Source organism: Leucobacter sp. WKLB1 (genome assembly GCF_059696215.1).
On the sequence record NZ_AP046115.1, the window covers coordinates 1,017,741 to 1,034,730 of the forward strand.

Annotated in this window: 13 protein-coding genes; 5 read left to right on the forward strand and 8 right to left on the reverse strand. The window is 68.8% G+C overall.

Annotated features, from left to right (window positions below; translation table 11 throughout):
• Positions 1-153: 153 nt before the first annotated feature.
• Positions 154-1,230, forward strand: a complete 1,077-nt coding sequence (locus tag ACZF5Y_RS04695) for a 2,3-butanediol dehydrogenase (RefSeq protein ID WP_497534665.1) — start codon at positions 154-156, stop codon at positions 1,228-1,230.
• Positions 1,231-1,375: 145 nt separating this feature from the next.
• Complete coding sequence (gene poxB, locus ACZF5Y_RS04700) at positions 1,376-3,100, forward strand: ubiquinone-dependent pyruvate dehydrogenase (protein WP_497534666.1); 1,725 nt, start codon at positions 1,376-1,378, stop codon at positions 3,098-3,100.
• Positions 3,101-3,319: 219 nt separating this feature from the next.
• On the opposite strand, the gene ACZF5Y_RS04705 is transcribed toward poxB, so the two are convergent.
• From ACZF5Y_RS04705 to ACZF5Y_RS04715, 3 genes are read right to left on the reverse strand one after another with little or no spacing between them, the layout of a single operon-like run.
• The gene (locus ACZF5Y_RS04705) at positions 3,320-4,753 is read right to left on the reverse strand and encodes an MFS transporter (RefSeq protein WP_497534667.1); all 1,434 of its coding nucleotides are present in this window, start codon (positions 4,751-4,753) and stop codon (positions 3,320-3,322) included.
• Between the two features lie 38 nt (positions 4,754-4,791).
• Positions 4,792-5,241 carry a VOC family protein gene (locus tag ACZF5Y_RS04710; protein WP_497534668.1) on the reverse strand — a complete coding sequence of 150 codons (450 nt, stop codon included), beginning with the start codon at positions 5,239-5,241 and terminating at the stop codon, positions 4,792-4,794.
• Positions 5,242-5,297: 56 nt separating this feature from the next.
• Positions 5,298-6,434, reverse strand: a complete 1,137-nt coding sequence (locus ACZF5Y_RS04715; protein ID WP_497534670.1) for a 3-isopropylmalate dehydrogenase — start codon at positions 6,432-6,434, stop codon at positions 5,298-5,300.
• Positions 6,435-6,580: 146 nt separating this feature from the next.
• Between ACZF5Y_RS04715 and ACZF5Y_RS04720 the strand changes: the two genes are divergently transcribed.
• On the forward strand, positions 6,581-8,065 hold the full coding sequence (locus ACZF5Y_RS04720; RefSeq protein WP_497534671.1) for an aldehyde dehydrogenase family protein: 1,485 nt from the start codon (positions 6,581-6,583) through the stop codon (positions 8,063-8,065).
• A gap of 96 nt (positions 8,066-8,161) precedes the next feature.
• Entirely contained in the window at positions 8,162-8,959 is a 798-nt protein-coding gene (locus tag ACZF5Y_RS04725; RefSeq protein WP_497534672.1) for an SDR family NAD(P)-dependent oxidoreductase, read from the forward strand.
• 54 nt (positions 8,960-9,013) lie between these two features.
• Here the strand turns inward: ACZF5Y_RS04725 and ACZF5Y_RS04730 are convergent, their stop codons facing one another.
• The 5 genes from ACZF5Y_RS04730 to ACZF5Y_RS04750 form a co-directional block, all read right to left on the reverse strand.
• Complete coding sequence (locus ACZF5Y_RS04730; RefSeq protein WP_497534673.1) at positions 9,014-10,414, reverse strand: amidase; 1,401 nt, start codon at positions 10,412-10,414, stop codon at positions 9,014-9,016.
• A gap of 69 nt (positions 10,415-10,483) precedes the next feature.
• Positions 10,484-12,340 carry a dipeptide ABC transporter ATP-binding protein gene (locus ACZF5Y_RS04735; RefSeq protein ID WP_497534674.1) on the reverse strand — a complete coding sequence of 619 codons (1,857 nt, stop codon included), beginning with the start codon at positions 12,338-12,340 and terminating at the stop codon, positions 10,484-10,486.
• Positions 12,340-13,260: an ABC transporter permease gene (locus ACZF5Y_RS04740; RefSeq protein WP_497534675.1), complete on the reverse strand. Its 921-nt coding sequence runs from the start codon at positions 13,258-13,260 to the stop codon at positions 12,340-12,342. The genes ACZF5Y_RS04735 and ACZF5Y_RS04740 overlap by 1 nt, the downstream gene beginning before the upstream one ends.
• Positions 13,261-13,262: 2 nt before the next feature.
• Positions 13,263-14,210 carry an ABC transporter permease gene (locus ACZF5Y_RS04745; RefSeq protein WP_497534678.1) on the reverse strand — a complete coding sequence of 316 codons (948 nt, stop codon included), beginning with the start codon at positions 14,208-14,210 and terminating at the stop codon, positions 13,263-13,265.
• 130 nt (positions 14,211-14,340) lie between these two features.
• The gene (locus ACZF5Y_RS04750; RefSeq protein ID WP_497534679.1) at positions 14,341-15,861 is read right to left on the reverse strand and encodes an ABC transporter substrate-binding protein; all 1,521 of its coding nucleotides are present in this window, start codon (positions 15,859-15,861) and stop codon (positions 14,341-14,343) included.
• Between the two features lie 331 nt (positions 15,862-16,192).
• Here ACZF5Y_RS04750 and ACZF5Y_RS04755 point away from each other — a divergent pair, with 331 nt between their 5' ends.
• A complete protein-coding gene (locus ACZF5Y_RS04755) occupies positions 16,193-16,951 on the forward strand; it encodes a FadR/GntR family transcriptional regulator (protein ID WP_497534681.1) in 759 nt (252 codons plus the stop codon).
• Positions 16,952-16,990 lie beyond the last annotated feature (39 nt).

Genomic DNA, 16,990 nt, shown 5'->3' on the forward strand with positions numbered 1-16,990 from the left:
TGGCACGCCCATGGTCTACGCTCGCCGCGAACTTGGCACCGCTTCCTGGAACCGCTCGCGCGACCGGCGTAGGGTCGAAGACGCGGGAGAGCGGGATGACTGCTGGTACCGGACCGAAGGCGATCCTGCCCTCCGTAGAGAGAGGGAACCACCATGCGAGCAGCTCGGTACTACGGCCGTGAAGACATCCGTATCGAGGACATCGACCCCCAGCCCCTGCAGCCCGGCACCGTGCGCATCGACGTCGCCTGGACCGGCATCTGCGGTAGCGACCTGCACGAGTATCTGGACGGCCCGATCTTCGTGCCGCCGGCCGGCCACCCCCACCCGATTTCGGGCGAGGAGGCTCCGGTCACCCTCGGTCACGAATTCTCGGGTGTCGTGAGCGAGCTCGGCGAGGGCGTCACCGATCTCGAGGTCGGGCAGCACGTCGTGGTCGAGCCGTACATCATCGACTCCTCGGTCGATACCGGCCCCGAGAGCACCGACTACCACCTCTCCGAGAACATGAACTTCATCGGGTTGGGTGGCCGCGGCGGCGGGCTGTCCGAAAACGTTGTCGTCGAACGCCGCTGGGTGCACCCGGTCGCCGAGACGGTCGCACTCGATGAAGCGGCACTCATCGAGCCGCTCTCGGTCGCGCATCACGCGGTCAAGCGCTCGGGCGTCGAAGCCGGCAAATGGGCGCTGATCGGCGGTGCCGGCCCGATCGGCCTGCTGACCGCCGCGGTGTTGAAAGCCGAGGGCGTCAACGTCATCATCTCCGAGATCAGCTCGCTGCGCCGTCAGAAAGCGCTCGACGCGGGCGTCGCCGATGTCGCGCTGAACCCCGCCGAGGTCGATGTCGTCACCGAGGTGAAGGCGCTCACCGGTGGCCGCGGTGCCGACGTCGCATTCGAAGCCACGAGCGTGCAGGTCGTGTTCGACACGCTGGTCGACGCGGTGCGACCCCAGGGAGTCATCGTCGTCATCTCCATCTGGGGTCACCCGGCGAGCCTCGACATGCAAAAGCTCGTGCTCAAGGAGATCGACCTGCGCGGCACCATCGCCTACGTCAATGACCATCCGGCCACCATCGCGCTCGTCGAGAGCGGCAAGATCGACCTGAAGCCGTTCATCACCGGAAAGATCGCGCTCGATGATCTCGTCTCCCAGGGCTTCGACACGCTCATCAACCACAACGAGACCGCGGTGAAGATCCTCGTCTCGCCGAGCGGCGCCGGCCTCTGAGCTGAGCGACTCCCGGCGGTGCGGACACTTCGCGCTGCCGGGAGTTCCCCCTCCCGGCAGCCTCACTCACGCAGCATCGACGTACCGCAGCAGTGCCCGCTTCACCCACACCCCACCGACGCTCCACCGAACAGAGAGGTCGCCCATGACCACCGTCGCCGAACACATCGTCGCCACACTGAAGACCAACGGAGTCGAGCGGGTCTACGGACTGCCGGGCGACTCCCTGAACGGGTTCACCGACGCACTCCGCAAAGACGGGTCGATTCGCTGGGTGCACGTGCGGCATGAAGAATCGGCGGCGTTCGCAGCGGCGGCCGACGCGGCCACGACGGGGGAGCTGGCCGTGGTCGCCGGATCCTGCGGACCAGGCAATCTGCACCTCATCAACGGGCTCTACGACGCGAACCGCTCGCGCGTGCCCGTGCTCGCGATCGCCGCCCACATTCCGACGAGCGAGATCGGCACGAACTACTTCCAGGAGACCCACCCGCAAGACCTCTTCCGCGAGGCGAGCGTCTACAGCGAGTACGTCGCGAGCCCGAGCCAGATGCCGCGCGTGCTCGAGATCGCGATGCGCACCGCCATTGAACGCCGGGGCGTCGCCGTCGTGGTGATCCCGGGCGACGTCGCACTGGCCGATGCGCTCACGACCGCGACGCACGTTATCGAGCGCACGCGGCCGGAGGTGGTGCCGAGTGCCGCCGAGCTCGATCGTGCGGCCGAAATACTGAACGATGCGAAGCGCGTCACGATTCTCGCAGGTGCCGGTGTTGAGGGTGCCCACGAGCAGGTGGTCGCGCTGGCGGATCGCCTCGGCGCCCCCATCGTGCACGCGTTGCGGGGCAAGGAATTCATCGAGTACGACAACCCATTCGATGTCGGCATGACCGGCCTGCTCGGATTCGCCTCGGGGTTCCGCGCCATGGATGGCGCCGACGCGCTGCTCATGCTCGGCACGGATTTTCCGTACGCGCAGTTCTACCCCGAGAAGGCACGTACGATCCAGGTCGATATTCGGGGCGAGCAGCTCGGCCGACGGCACCCCGTCGACCTGGGGCTGGTCGGTGACGCGGGTGCGACGGCACACGCCCTGCTCGATCGCATCGCCGGCGGACGCGACCGCTCGCACCTCGACGACGCCCGGGCACACTACGTGAAGACCCGCGCAAAACTCGATGAGCTCGCGGTGCCGTCGAAGCGCAAGCAGCCGATCCACCCGCAGTACCTCGCCAAGCTGCTCGACGAGGCGGCGGCCGACGACGCCGTCTTCACCGCCGATGTCGGATCGCCCACCGTGTGGGCCGCCCGCTACTTCACCATGAACGGCAAGCGCCGCCTCATCGGCTCGTTCAGCCACGGCTCGATGGCGAACGCGCTGCTGCACGGGATCGGTGCGCAGGCCGCGCACCCCAGTCGGCAGGTCGTGGCGCTCGCGGGCGACGGTGGGCTCGCGATGATGCTCGGCGAGCTCATCACGCTCACGCAGAACCGGCTGCCGGTGAAGACGATCGTCGTGAACAACTCGTCGCTGAATTTCGTCGAGCTCGAGATGAAGGCCGCCGGGTTCGTGAACTACGGCACCGACCTCAAGAACCCCAACTTCGCCGATGTGGCGCAGGCGCTCGGCATCTTCGCGCGGCGCGTGGAACGGTCGGAAGATCTGCCCGCGGCGCTCGCCGAGGTGCTCGCGCACGACGGCCCGGCACTGCTCGACGTGGTCACCGAGCGCCAGGAGCTCTCGATGCCGCCCGCCGTCACCGCCGAACAGGTGAAGGGGTTCGCGCTCTACGCGATCCGCACCGTGATGTCGGGCCGCGGCGACGAACTGCTCGACCTTGCTCGCGCGAACTGGCGCCAGCTGTTCTGAGCTGGCGCGCTGCGCCCTGCACCCCCGCCCAGCCCCGGCGCGCCCCCCGCCTCCTCCGCCCTCCACCGAGCGCCCCCTATCTCGCCGAGCGTTACCCATCTGCGCGTGAAGTTGAGGAGCACTCGGCGAGATAGGGGGCGCTCGGCGAAGGTGGCAGGTTGCGGGCGGCGGCGGACCGAACCGGGGCGCCGATGGTGCCGGCAGCGCGGTGACGTCGCGCTAGTTCGGAAGCGCCGGGCGCTGTTCCTGGCCCGCGCCACGCGGAATGAACAGCGACAGCACGAGCGCGATCACGCCGGCGCCGACCGCGAGCCAGAAGCACACATCGAACGCGGCTCGGCTCGGGATCGCCTGGCCGTTGAAGTCCGTCGTCATCGCGGCGAGCACCCCGCCCATGACGGCTGACGCGCTCGATGTGCCGACGGAACGGAACAGTGCGTTGAGCCCGTTCGAGGCGCCCGTCTCGTGCGCGGGCACCGAGCGCATGATGATCATCGGCATCGCGGCGAACGTGAATCCGATGCCTACACCGATGAGCAGGTTCGCGACGAACACGTGCCACACCTCGCTCGACCACAGCAACACGAACGCGTAGGCCAGCACGATCATCGCGGTGCCGGCGGTGAAGAGCGGCCGCGGGCCGATGGTGCGTTCGAGCCACCCTGAGAGCGGCGAGATGATCATCATCACGATGCCGGCGGGCATCACGACGAGGGCGGCCTGCATCATGTCGAGGCCGAAGCCCGACCCCGAGGCGACGGGCAACTCGAGCAGCTGCGGAAACGCGACATTCGACGAAAACAGCGCGAAACCCATGCCGATCGCGGCGATGTTGGTGAAGAGCACGGCGGGGCGGGCGGCGACCCTGAGATCGAGCAGCGGATCCTTCGCCCGCATCTGGTACCAGCCCCACAGCAGCAGCACGACGACGCCGCCGACGATGGTGGTCAGCGTGAGCGGCGACGTCCAACCCCAGTCGGCGCCGCGCGACACGAACAGCAGAATGCCGGTGAGACCGATTGCCAGGCCGACGGCTCCCAGTACGTCGAGGCGGCCTGCTGAGCGCAGCACATCACCGGGCACAAGCCAGGCGATCAGCGGCACACCCAGCACGCCGAGCCCGGCCGCGAGCCAGAACAGCGCGTGCCAGTCGGCGTTGATCGCAAGATATGCGGCGAGGGGCATGCCCACGGCGCCGCCCACACCCATCGTGGCGCTCATGAGTGCGACGGCAGTGCCGAGTCGCTCGGGCGGCAGCACGTCGCGCATGATCGCGATGCCCAGCGGGATCACCCCGGTCACGACGCCCTGCAGCGCGCGCCCGATGATCACGCCCACGATCGTGCCCGACACGGCGGCGATCACCGAGCCGACGATGAGCACCGCGAGCAGCACGACGACCACGCGCTTCTTGCCGAAGAGGTCGCCCAGTCGCCCAGAGATCGGGGTGGCGACCGCGGCGACGAGCAGCGTGATCGTGACCACCCACGACGTGTCTTCGCGTGAAGCGTGCAACAGCTCGGGCAGTTCGGCCTGCAGCGGCACGACCAGCGTGAACATGAACGACGAGCAGAGCCCGGCGTAGGCGAGCGCAGCGACGGTGGCCCACCGGGGCGGCGTGCGCGAGAGTCGATTCCGTTGATTCCCCGTCACATTCCCCACCCGAGGAGCTTATCGGGTGGGTGCCGGCGTCACGCGGACGCGTCGAGCTCCTCGGCGAGTGCCACGATGATGCCCTCGGGCCCGCGCAGGTAGCAGAGCCGGTACTGGTCTTCGTAGCGGGCGATCGACCCGATGAGTTCGCCGCCCACCGCGCTCATGCGGTCGACCGTGGCGTCGATATCGGTGACCGCGAACATGATGCTGCGCAGACCGAGCGCCTGGGGCGTGTCGGGCGTCGGCTGCTGCACGACCGGCGCAGGTTCGTCGAATCGAGTGAGCTCGATGACGCCGTTGCCGTCGGGGGTGCCCATCATCGCGATCTCGGCCTTGAGACCGGGGATGCCGACGACCGCGTCGACCCAGTCACCCGAGATGGGGGAGCGGGCGTCGACGGTGAGGCCCAGTTCGACGAAGAAGTCGATCGCGGCCTCGAGGTCGCGAACGACGATGCTGAGGTGATCCAAACGCTGCAGAGCCATGGGGTGAGCCTACGCGTTCCGCGCACCCGGTGCCAGACCGGTGCGCGGAGCGGAACTCACGCCGCGAGGCGCGACGGTGCGATGCCCGCGAGCACGCCGAGCAGCGAGTCGGGCACGAGCGCGGTGTCGGCGCGGCCCTCGCGCACGATGGCCGCGATGCGCGATCCGAGTTCCGCGGTCGACGCACCCATGTCGGCGCCCGCGAGGGCGGGCAGCGATCCGAGCACCTCGACGGTGGCGGCCTCGACGGCGCGTGCCGCCTCGCCCTCACCCAGGTGACCGAGCATGAGGGCGAGCGAGAGGATCGCGCCGGCCGGGTTCGCCCACCCCTTCCCGGCAATGTCGGGCGCCGAGCCGTGGATCGCCTCGAACATGCTGGGGGCGGAACCGTCGAGGTTGAGATTCGCGCTGGTCGCGACGCCGAGCCCGCCTTGAATCACTGCGCCGAGGTCAGTGATGATGTCGCCGAAGAGATTGTCGGTCACCACGACGTCGAAGCGCTCGGGAGTGAGCGGCAGATGGAAGCACATCGCGTCGACGTGCACGTAGTCGAGCTCGACCTCGGGGTAGCGCTCGCCGACCTCGGTGACGACCTGCTGCCACAGCTGCCCGGCGGCGACCAGAATGTTGGTCTTGTGCACGAGGGTCAGTTTCTTGCGACGGCCCAGTGCGAGACGGAACGCGAAGTCGACGACGCGCTCGATGCCGGCCCGAGTGTTCAGCGACTCTTGCATCGCGACCGCGTTGGGGGTACCGGCGTGCACGGTGGAGCCGCGGCCCACGTAGGCGCCCTCGGTGTTCTCGCGCACGATGACCATCTCGCAGCGTTCGGGCGCGAGGTCAGCGATCGGGGTGGGCACGCCGGGGTAGAGGCGCACCGGGCGCACGTTTGCGGCCTGCTGGAATCGCTGGCGCATCTCGAGAATGAATCCGCGTTCGAGAATGCCGGGGGTGACGCGGGGGTCGCCCATGGAGCCGAACAGGATCGCGTCTTTGTCGCGCAGCTGCGCCTCGACGGCATCGAACAGCTCGCCGGTCTCGAGGTAGTGGTTGGCGCCCGCGGCGAAGGTGCTGCGGTCGGTGGTGAACCCGAAGCGCTGCTCGGCGGCATCGAGCACCTCGAGGGCGCAGCCGACCACCTCGGGGCCGATACCGTCTCCCGGAAGTACCGCGATCGTGTAGCTGTTCGTCATGGTCGATCCTTTCGACGGCGGTCGGCCGCACACGCCTTTGAATTGGGCCTCTTGGTGATCTATATTAAATGGTAAGACCACTCAGCGCGACGTCTCGGGTGCACTGCAGCACCGCGAACCGCGCGCTCACGCCGCAGGGAGCCGCCATGTCACACGCACTCGACCTTCTCGCGCCCGCCGGCGCACTGCCGATCGGAGACGGCTGGCGCGCGTTCGACGCGAGCGCGGACATCGTGTTCCCGTTCGACGGCTCGGTCGTCGGCACGGCCCCGGTGAGCGGCGAGCAGGATTCGCGCGACGCCCTCGACGCGGCCGAATCGGCGCGGGCCGCCGTCGCCGCGCTCACCACTGCGCAGCGCAAGGCGATCCTGACCGACCTCACCGCCCGCGTGCGAGCCGAGGCCCAGCACCTCGAAGACCTGCTGGTGCTCGAGACCGGCAAGCCGCGCATCGACTGCCGCACCGAGGTGAACCGCACGATCGTCACGCTCGAAGCGACCGCCGAAGAGGTTTCGCACATCCACGGCGAAACCGTGCCGCTCGACCTGCAAGAGCTCGGTCGCGGCATGATCGGCTACTACACCCGCAAGCCCGCCGGCATCGTGATCGGTATCGCCGGGTTCAACTACCCGCTGCTTCTCGCGACCCACAAGCTCGCGCCCGCCATCGCCGCGGGCTGCCCGGTCATCATCAAGCCGGCGCCGAACACGCCGCTCGCCACCATCGAGCTGCTCGCCATCACTCGCGAAATTCTCGCCGCGCACGACGTCGCGCCCGCCGCGGTGCAGCTCGTCAACGGCGACCCGATCGTCGGCGAGACCCTCGTGCGCGACCCGCGCGCGGCCATCGTCTCGTTCACCGGGTCGGCCAAAATCGGCCACCTCATCGCGCAGCAGGCCGCGCCGCGCAAGGCCGTGCTCGAGCTCGGCTCGAACACCGGCTTCATCGTCGCAAACGATGCCGACCTCGAAGCCGCCGTCGACGCCGTGCTGCGCGGCGGCTTCTACGCCAACGGGCAGGCCTGCATCTCGGTGCAGCGCGTCGTACTTGAGCGCGGGATCGCCGAGCGCTTCTCAGCCCGACTCGTCGAGCGCATGCGCGAGCTCGTGTTCGGCGACCCCCGCGACCTCGCCACGAATGTCGCCCCCGTGATCAACGCCGCGTCGGGCGAGCGCATCCGCGCGATGATCGACCGGGCGCTCGCAGCGGGGGCAACCCTGCTCACCGAGGGCCCCGGTGCCGTGTCGGGGGAGCAGGGTGCGGCGCACCTCGCCCCGATCGTGCTCGGCGACGTGCCCGCCGACGTCGACGTCTGGTGCGAAGAGATCTTCGGGCCGGTCGTGTGCCTCACGACCGTCGACTCCATCGACGAGGCGATCGACCTCGTCAACGACTCGCGCTACGGGCTGCAGGCCGCCATCTACACCGCGTCGCTCGAGAGCGCGTTCGCCGCGATCGACCGCCTCGAGGTCGGTGGCGTCGTCGTCAACGAGATCCCCGGCTTCCGATCCGACATCATGCCCTACGGCGGCGTGAAAGATTCGGGCATCGGGCGCGAGGGCCCCCGCTTCGCGATCGAGGAGTTCACGGTGACGCGCATGGCGATGATCCGCCCGAAGGCGCGCGGCTGACGCCGCCCCGGCGATCCCGCACCGCACGCCGATTCACCGCGCTCACGCCGAGCGCCCCCGCACGACCCGCACTCGACTGACACTGGAGACTTCCGCATGAGCCACACGCCGATCGATTACTCGCAGCTCTTCCGCCTCGATGGACGCACGATCGTGGTGATCGGCGCCGGCAGCGGCATCGGGCGCGAATCAGCGCAGGCGCTCGCTGCGCAGGGCGCGCACGTGGTGGTCGCCGACTACTCGCTCGCGGGTGCCGAGGCAACGGTCGCGCTGATCGCCGAACAGGGCGGCGTCGCCGAGGCCTACGAACTCAATGTGCTCGACGACGATGCGGTCGCTGCCGCTGCCGAGCGCTTCGGCGCAGCATCCGCACTGGTGTTCACCGCCGCGACCAACGTGCGCAAGCGCATGGAAGATTACACACTCGACGAGTTCGACCGCGTCGTGAACCTGAACCTGCGGGCGTCGTTCCAGCTCATCCGCCAGTTCGGCACCAAGTTTGCCGCGAACGGTGGTGGGTCGATCATCGGGTTCGCGTCGATTCGTGCCCAGGTGGTCGAGCCCGGGCAGGGCGTCTACGCGGCGACCAAGGCCGGGCTCGTGCAGCTCGCGAAGACCGCGGCCGCCGAGTACGGTGCGCAGGGGGTGCGCGTGAACGTGGTTGCGCCGGGCGTCGTCGAGACTCCGCTGACCGCCCAGATCAAGGCGAACGACGAGTGGTACGGCGCCTACGCGCAGAAGAGTGCGCTCGGCCGCTGGTCGCGCCCCGACGAGCTGGCCGGAGCCGTCGTCTACCTCGCCTCGGACGCGTCGTCGTTCGTGACCGGCTCCACGCTCACCGTCGACGGCGGCTGGACCGCGATCGACGGGCGCTTCACGCCGCCCGCGTCGTAGGTTTTCGGGCCGGGCCGTGCCGAGGCGCGCCGAAGCGCCCCGCCCAGCCCCTGCTCAGACCACCTGCGCCCAGTCCACCTCGGCATCGGCCCCGCGTGCCCCCTCGAACCACAGCGCCACCCGCATCAGGTGATCGTCGGTGCCGATGCGCCCCGCGATTTGCAGGCCGATCGTGCGACCGTCAGTCTGGACGCCGGCGCCCACCGACACGGCCGGCTGCCCCGACATGTTGTAGGGCACGGTGAACGAGATGTGCCCCATGGTCTGCAGCGGGTCGGTGATCGGCATGGGATCCTCGGCGGCGAACGCGGCGACCGGCGTCACGGGCGACAGCACGAGGTCGAACGGTTGGGTCGCGGCTCGGGTGAGGCGTGCCATCTCATCGGCCATGCCCCGGTTGCGCACGGTCTGCGCGGCCGAGAAGCCGGCCCCGGCTTCGCACCAGGCGGCGATGAACGGCAGCACCGTGGCGCGGTCGGCTTCCGAGAGCGCCTCGAAATCGGCGAAGGATCGGCTGCGCCAGAAGTTCACGAGACCGTCGAGTACCGCCCCGGGCACGAAGGGGTCGAGCGGCACGACTGTCGCACCCGCGGCCTCGAAGCGTGCTGCGGCGCGCTCGATGGCGGCACGGGTGTCGGGCTCGACGGGCAGGCCTGACCCGGCGTCGAGCTGCAGCGCGACGCGCAGGCCCGCGGGGGAGAGCGGTTCGGTCGACCACTCCATCGGCCCATACGAGCGTGTGAGGTAATCGCGGGGGTCGGGCTGCGCCACGATCGACATGAGGCGGATCGCGTCGGCGGCGGAGCGCGTCAGCGGCCCCGCCGCGCGCCCCGTGTAGGGCACGTCGAGCGGAATGAGCCCCTCGCTGGGCTTCAACGCGGTGAGCCCCTGCCAGGAGCCAGGAAGCCGGATGGAACCGCCGATATCGGTGCCGATGTGGAACGGCCCATAGCCCGCAGCGGCGGCCGTGCCCGCGCCGGCGCTGGATCCGCCCGACGTGTGCGCGGGGTTCAGTGCGCCGCGGGTGATGCCGTGCAGGCTCGAAACGCCCGACGACAGCATGCCCCAGTCGGGCATGGTGGTCGTGCCGACGATGACCGCACCGGCCTCGAGCAGGCGGTCGGTCGTGGGGGCGTTCTGCGCCGCGATCGGCGGGTTCGGGATCGCCGTGCCTGCGGGCTTCGGCTGACCGGCTCGGGCGATGTTCTCTTTGACGGTCGCGGGCACGCCGTCGAACGCACCGAGCTGGGCGCCCGAACGCCAACGCTCGGTCGAGGCGGCCGCGTCCGCGCGCACCTGCGCCGAATCGAACAGGTAGAGCGCATTGAGCTCGGGTTCGCGAGCCTCGACGCGGGCGATGACGTCTTCGGCGACCTCGGAGGGGCTGAGCGATCCGTCGGCGTAGTGCGCGCTGAGTGCTGCGGCGTCGAGGGAGGCGGGGCGGTTCGAAGTCATCGGGAGCCTTTCATCGAGATGGGCGAGGAAGGGGTGAGCCCGGGCGACCGCGGCCGCCCGGGCTCCGGATCACGCGCTCTGCGCGAGCTCTTGGCGCAGCGTCAACGACGAGTCGATGAGCCGCTGGGTGTAGGGGTGTTGCGGGGCGCGGTACACGGTTTCGGTGTCGCCGGCCTCGACGATCTCGCCCGACTGCATCACGATGACCGAGTCGCAGAGGTGGCGCACGACGTTCAGGTCGTGCGAGACAAAGACGAGTGTGAGCCCGTATTCGTCGACGAGGTCGGCGAGCAGGTTGAGCACCTGCGCGCGCACCGAGACATCGAGTGCGCTGACGGGTTCGTCGGCGACGACCACCTTCGGGCGGCAGATCAGCGCGCGGGCGATCGAGATGCGCTGACGCTGTCCGCCCGAGAACTGATGCGGAAAGCGCTCGGCCGACGACGCGGGGAGCCCGACGGCCTCGAGCATTTCGGCGACCATGCGCCCCCGGTCAGCAGCCGTCTCGCCGCGACCGGGCACGAGCAGCGGCTCCGAGATGATCTGCTCGACGGTCATGCGCGGGTCGAGCGACCCCATCGGATCCTGGAACACGATCTGCAGGTTCTGCCGCAGTTCGCGCAACTGCGCTTCCTTCGCACCGTTCACCTCGTTGCCGGCGACGATCGCGCTGCCCGAGGTCGGCTGATCGAGGCCCGCGAGAATGCGCAACAGCGTCGACTTGCCCGAGCCCGATTCGCCGACGACGCCGAGGCGGCCGCCCTCGGGTACCTCGAACGAGATGCCCTTCAGTGCGTGCACCTCGGGGGCCGGCTTGAACAGGCTCGTGCGGCCGCGGGTGTAGGTGCGCACGAGGTCGGTGACGCGCATCGCGGGCTCGGCGGCCGCGGCGCTCGCGGCCGAAATGCCGGCGGGCGCGGGTGCCGCCGACGCTGCGGACCCGGGTGCACCGGCGACGGGTGCCGGATCAGCGGGCGCCGGGTGATCCACCGCCGCACCTGCGAGTGCGTCGTCGGTAGCGCGAGACGCATCCGCGGTCGGCGGCACGTACTCCTGCGCCGTCGCGACGGTGAAGAGCCGCCCGTTCGCGTCGACTGCGTCGAGGTCGGATGCCGCGAGCAGCCCACGCGTGTAGGGATGCTGCGGGCGGGTGAAGACGTCTTCGGTGGTGCCCTCCTCGACGACGACGCCCTGGTTCATCACGAGCACGCGCGTGCACATGTTGGCGACCACGGCAAGGTCGTGCGTGATGAAGAGGAGGCCGGTGCCGCGCTCGCGCACGAGCTCGAGAATGAGGTCGAGCACCTGGCGCTGCACGGTGACGTCGAGCGCCGTGGTGGGCTCGTCGCAGAGCAGCAGCGACGGGTCGTTCGCGAGGGCCATCGCGAGCATGACGCGCTGGCGCTGCCCGCCCGAGAGCTGGTGCGGGTAGGCGCGCGCGGCCTGCGCGGGGTCGGGCAGGTGCACCGCATCGAGCATCTCGACGGCGCGGCGGTTGGCCTCGGCTTTCGTCGGCGCGAGCTTGTGCTGCAGAATGATCTCCGCGATCTGCGCGCCCGCCCGCATGAGCGGGTTGAGCGCCGTGAGCGGCTCCTGGAACACCATCGCCACGTCGTTGCCGCGCAGCTTCATGAGATCGCGTTCGGGCGCCTCGAGCAGGTTGCCCGCGTAGCCGTCGATCTCGACCGAACCGTCGGCGGTAACGCCGTTCGGCAGCAGGCCAAGCAGCGCGGTCGTGGTCATCGACTTGCCAGACCCCGATTCGCCGATGAGGCCGATACGCTCACCGTGCGCCATGTGCAGTGAGAAGTCGGAGACGAGGGTGCGGTGCGGGGTGCGCACGTTGAGGTCGTCGACGCGGAGCAGCAGGTCGCCGCGCTCAGCGGCACCACCGGTGCCGGCGGGGGAGGAAGTATCGGTGCGCATCAGCCGCGGCTCCCGTTCAGTTTCGGATCGAAGCGGTCGCGCAGGCCGTCACCCAGCAGGTTGAAGCCCATGACCGCGATGGCGATGGCGATGCCCGGCCACACGGCCAGCATCGGCTCGGTGCCGAGGAACTGCTGCGACTCCTGCAGCATGCGCCCCCACGACGGGGTGGGCGGCGGGGTGCCGAGGCCCAAGAAGCTCAGGCCGGCCTCCGCGAGCACGGCGAGCGCGAACGAGACCGACGACTGCACGACGACCATGCCCACGATGTTCGGGAGCACGTGGCGCAGGGCGATCCGGAACCGCGACTGGCTCGCCGCACGTGCGGCGAGCACGTACTCGGTCGTCATCACCTGCAGGGTGCCCGATCGGGCGACGCGCGCGAAGCCCGGGATCGTCGCGATACCGATCGCCACCATCGCCGTCAACGTCGAGGCACCGAAGACCGCACTGAACATGATGGCGAGCAGCAGCGCCGGGAAGGCGAGCGCGATGTCGGAGGCGCGCATGATGACCTCTTCGATCCACCCGCCGCGAATGCCCGCGAGGATACCGAGGGGCGTGCCGATGATGATCGCGATGCCGACCGAGATCACGCCGACGAAGAGCGTGATGCGAGCGCCGTACAGCATCGCCGAGAACACATCGCGGCCATACTTGTCCGTGCCCATGAGGTGCGCGGCGCTGGAGCCCTGGAGGCGATCCGCCGGCATCGCCTGCGTGGGGTCGTACGGCGTCCACACGAACGACACGAGCGCGGCGAGCGCGACGAGCCCGATCAGCACGAGGCCGATGACCAGCGTGGTCGACAGCTTGCGGCGGCCGGGCTTCGCGGATCCGAGGCTCGAGTTGCCCGGTGCGCTGATCGCGCTGGTGCGCGGCGCCTGGGAAGGCGGGGTGGGAACCTGTTGCGTGCTCATGGCTAGGCGCTCCTTCGCAGGCGCGGATCGATGAGCGTGTAGAGCACATCGACGACGAGGTTGAGAATCAGGGTGATGGCGACGAGCACCATGACGACCGACTGCACGGTGAGCATGTCGCGGTTGCCGACGGCGTCGAGCAGCATCGACCCGAGGCCCGGGATGACGAACACGCGCTCGATGACCACGGCACCGATGATGAGCGCCGCGATCTGTACGCCCGTCACGGTGATGACCGGGATGGCGGCGTTGCGCAGGCCGTGCTTCAGCAGCGCGCCGTTCTTACTCAGGCCCTTTGCTCGGGCAGTGCGCAGGTAGTCCTCGCTCATCACCTCGAGCACGGCCGAGCGCACGTAGCGGGTGAGAATCGCGCCCTGCACCGAGGCGAGAGCGACGACGGGCAGGATCAACCGGCGTACGAAGTCGCCGAAATCTTCGGATGGGGCCGTCCACCCGTTCGCGGGGAGCCAGCCGAGGCCGACCGCGAACACCATGACGAGCAGGATGCCGGCGAGGAAGCCGGGGATCGCGACGCCGATCTGCGACCCGAGGCCGATGGCGACACCCGAGAAGTTGCGGTGTTTGACGGCCGCCCAGGTGCCGAGCGGAATCGCGACGAGGAGCGCGACAACCATCGCGGTGAGCACGAGGATCAGGCTGACCTGCACACGATCGAGCACCATCGGGCTGATGTCGGTGCGGGTCACGTACGAGGTACCGAAGTCGCCCGTGAGCAGGCCGCCGAACCACTCGAAGTACTGCACGATGAGCGGGCGGTTCGTGCCGAACTGCTCGCGCGTCTGCTCGAGAAGTTCGGGGGTGGCGTTGACGCCGAGCGCGATCTGGGCGGGGTCGCCCGGAATCAGGCGCATGAAGAGGAACACGACGACCGTGGCGACGACATAGGTCACCGCGAATCTCGCGAGATTGATCAGGATCCGTATGGCCATGCGGCGTCCTCGAGGTCAGGGGCGGGTGCGGGGTGTTGCGGGTGGTGCTGCCCCGGGGTGAGTGATTGCTGCGCGAACCCGTCGGGGTGCGGGGCAGGAATCACTCACCCCGGGGTGTGGGCGAGAAGTGCTACTTCCAGCTCAGGTTGGTGAGGTCGAGCGCCTCGATGATGGCGTTCTCGGGCATGCCCTGCAGATCCGCCTTTGCGACCGTGATGTTCGGGAAGAGGAAGAGCACGCCCGATGCGGCGTCGTCGACGATCTGCTCGGCGACCTGCTTCATGCCCGCGACGTAGCCGGCCTCATCGGCGGCGTCGGCCTCGGCAGCGATCGGAGCGATCTTCGAGTTGTCGTACCCGATGTAGTAGTTCGGATCGTTGAAGACCGTGAGGATGTCGCGAGCCTCGACGGCGAGCACCGTGGTCAGCTGGTAGTCGTGCTTCGTGAAGACCTGATCGAGCCAGACGGCGGGGAACTCAGCCGATTCGATGGACGCGTTGATGCCGACGTCTTTCAGCTGCGACACGACGATCTCGGAGACGGCCTGCGCGTAGGGGCGGGTCGGCACCGTGAAGGTAATATCCAGGTTCTCCTGACCGGCTTCCTTCAGGAGCTCCTTGGCCTTCTCAGGGTCGTAGGGGTACGCGTCGTTGAGGTCTTCGTAGTACGGATCGGTCGGCGTCGCGTAGGTGGCGACGAGCGAGCCGTAGCCGTTCCACGCGGTGTCGAGGATCGCCTGCTTGTCGAGGGCGTAGAGCACTGCCTGGCGCACGCGCACGTCGTCGAACGGCGCGGCCTTGTTGTTCATTGAGAGCGACACCTCGCCGCTTGACGTGCCGGTGGTGACCACGAACTTGTCGTCGGACTCGAAGCTCGAGAGCAGCTCGGGGGCCTGCAGGTTGGCGATCGCGTCGACGTCGCCGGTCTGCAGCGCGTTGGTGGTGGCGGTCGCGTCAGCAAAGTACTTCAGCGTGACCTGCTCGACGCCGGGCGCCTCGCCCCAGTAGTCGTCGCGGGTGTCGAAGACGAGGCTCTCGTTCGGTGTCCACTTCTCGACGGCGTAGGGGCCGGTGCCCACGGGGGTGTTGGCGAGATCGGCAACACCATCTTCCGAGAAGATCGCGCCGACGGGTGTCGCGAGGCTGAAGAGCCAGGCGTTTGACGGGGTGCTCAGCGTCACGGCGACCTCGGTCGGCGAGACGACGTCGACGCTGTCGACGACATCCATCTTCGCCTTGAGGCTCGAGACCCAGTCGGTCTTGACGCGATCGAAGCTGAACTTCACGTCGTCGGCGGTGAACTCGTCGCCGTTCGAGAACGTGACGCCCTCTTGCAGGGTGAAAGTGTAGGTCTTGCGATCGTCGCTGACCGTCCACTCCTTCGCGAGCAGCGGCTGAATCTCGCCCGACTGGTCGAGCTCGACGAGACCCTCGTAGACGTTCGACATCAGCGCCTGCGGAATCGCGGAGCCCGCGGTCGTGGTGAAGTCGAGGTTGGTCGGTGTGCCGGTGAGCGCGATGGTCGCGGTCGTCGGGGTATCGCCGTCACCGCCCGAGCTGCTGCCGGCGCCGGCAGAGCAGCCGGCCAGGCCGAGAACGGCCGCGGTGGCGAGCGCCGCCGTGGTGAGAATCGCATTCTTACGTCGCATCATTGCTTTCCTGTGGCTGCTTTCCTGTGACTCAGGCCTCGGGATCCGTGGCCGGTGATGGGTGAGTATTCGGGCGACGATGCCCGATCACCGTTCCGCACAGCACAGCGTATGCGCGGAACGGGTACTGCGGGGTACTGCGGGGTACTGCGGGGTACTGCAAATCCCGAGAGATTTCGAACCAGGATACATGGTAAGACCACTTAAGTGGGCGCTATCATCGGATCACGCGACCCGTGACCCGAGTCGTGACACAGCCGTAACCGAGCGCAGTCGCTCAGCCGCCCGCGAGCCGCCGACCCCGTCGACCGACCGCCCACCAGGAAGAGACCAGGTGTCCACGACCCACAGCTTCGAGCCGGCGGTGCCCGTGCACACCTATCAGCGCATCGTCGACCAGATCGAACAGGCGATCGTCTCGGGCGACATCCCCGTCGGATCTCAGCTGTCGAGCGAGCGCGACCTCATGGTGCAGTTCGGCGTCAGCCGGCCGACCGTGCGCGAGGCGCTGCGTATTCTGCAGAGCATGGGCCTGCTCGAGTCGCGCCCCGGCACGCGCGGTGGGCCCGTCGTGCTCGCGCCCTCGTCGAAGACCCTGTCGCGCTCGTTGCGGGCGCTCGTCGGGACCGACGCCCTCGACGTTTCAGCGCTCGTCGAGTACCGCGTCGTGCTTGAAGGCACGACGAGCCGCCTCGCCGCCGTGCGCCACACGCCGGATCAGCTCGACCGCATGCGCGCCGCCATCGAGCAGATGGAGCGCGATGCCGAGGCGAACGCCGACACGTTCGCCGCCGCCGACGTCGAATTCCACGAGGCGATCTGGGAGGCGAGTGGCAACGAGGTGCTGCGGCTCACCGGCGAGGCGGTATCGGGCGTGCTTCGCGCGATTATTCAGCGCGACGTCGAGAACGAGCACCACGACAACAGTATGAAGCTCGAATCCGCCACGATCGACCGTTCCCTCTTCACCGCGATCGAGCAGCGGGACGCCGAGCTCGCGAGCCGGATCGCCCGTCGTGCGGTGGCCGACCGCTTCGGGCTGCTGGTCGAGAACGATATCGACCGCCGCGCGCTGGCCGCACTCGCCGAGTAGCGCCCGCCTGCGCTCGGCGCTGCCTGCTCAGCCTTGCTG

What these genes read in the sequence shown, in the direction of transcription:
- ACZF5Y_RS04725 (WP_497534672.1), top strand. Translation starts at nt 8,162, where the DNA reads ATGAGCCACACGCCGATCGATTACTCGCAGCTCTTCCGCCTCGATGGA.
- ACZF5Y_RS04720 (WP_497534671.1), top strand. Translation starts at nt 6,581, where the DNA reads ATGTCACACGCACTCGACCTTCTCGCGCCCGCCGGCGCACTGCCGATC.
- ACZF5Y_RS04730 (WP_497534673.1), bottom strand. Translation starts at nt 10,414, where the DNA reads ATGACTTCGAACCGCCCCGCCTCCCTCGACGCCGCAGCACTCAGCGCG.
- ACZF5Y_RS04695 (WP_497534665.1), top strand. Translation starts at nt 154, where the DNA reads ATGCGAGCAGCTCGGTACTACGGCCGTGAAGACATCCGTATCGAGGAC.
- ACZF5Y_RS04710 (WP_497534668.1), bottom strand. Translation starts at nt 5,241, where the DNA reads ATGGCTCTGCAGCGTTTGGATCACCTCAGCATCGTCGTTCGCGACCTC.
- ACZF5Y_RS04745 (WP_497534678.1), bottom strand. Translation starts at nt 14,210, where the DNA reads ATGGCCATACGGATCCTGATCAATCTCGCGAGATTCGCGGTGACCTAT.
- ACZF5Y_RS04750 (WP_497534679.1), bottom strand. Translation starts at nt 15,861, where the DNA reads ATGATGCGACGTAAGAATGCGATTCTCACCACGGCGGCGCTCGCCACC.
- poxB (WP_497534666.1), top strand. Translation starts at nt 1,376, where the DNA reads ATGACCACCGTCGCCGAACACATCGTCGCCACACTGAAGACCAACGGA.
- ACZF5Y_RS04735 (WP_497534674.1), bottom strand. Translation starts at nt 12,340, where the DNA reads ATGCGCACCGATACTTCCTCCCCCGCCGGCACCGGTGGTGCCGCTGAG.
- ACZF5Y_RS04740 (WP_497534675.1), bottom strand. Translation starts at nt 13,260, where the DNA reads ATGAGCACGCAACAGGTTCCCACCCCGCCTTCCCAGGCGCCGCGCACC.
- ACZF5Y_RS04715 (WP_497534670.1), bottom strand. Translation starts at nt 6,434, where the DNA reads ATGACGAACAGCTACACGATCGCGGTACTTCCGGGAGACGGTATCGGC.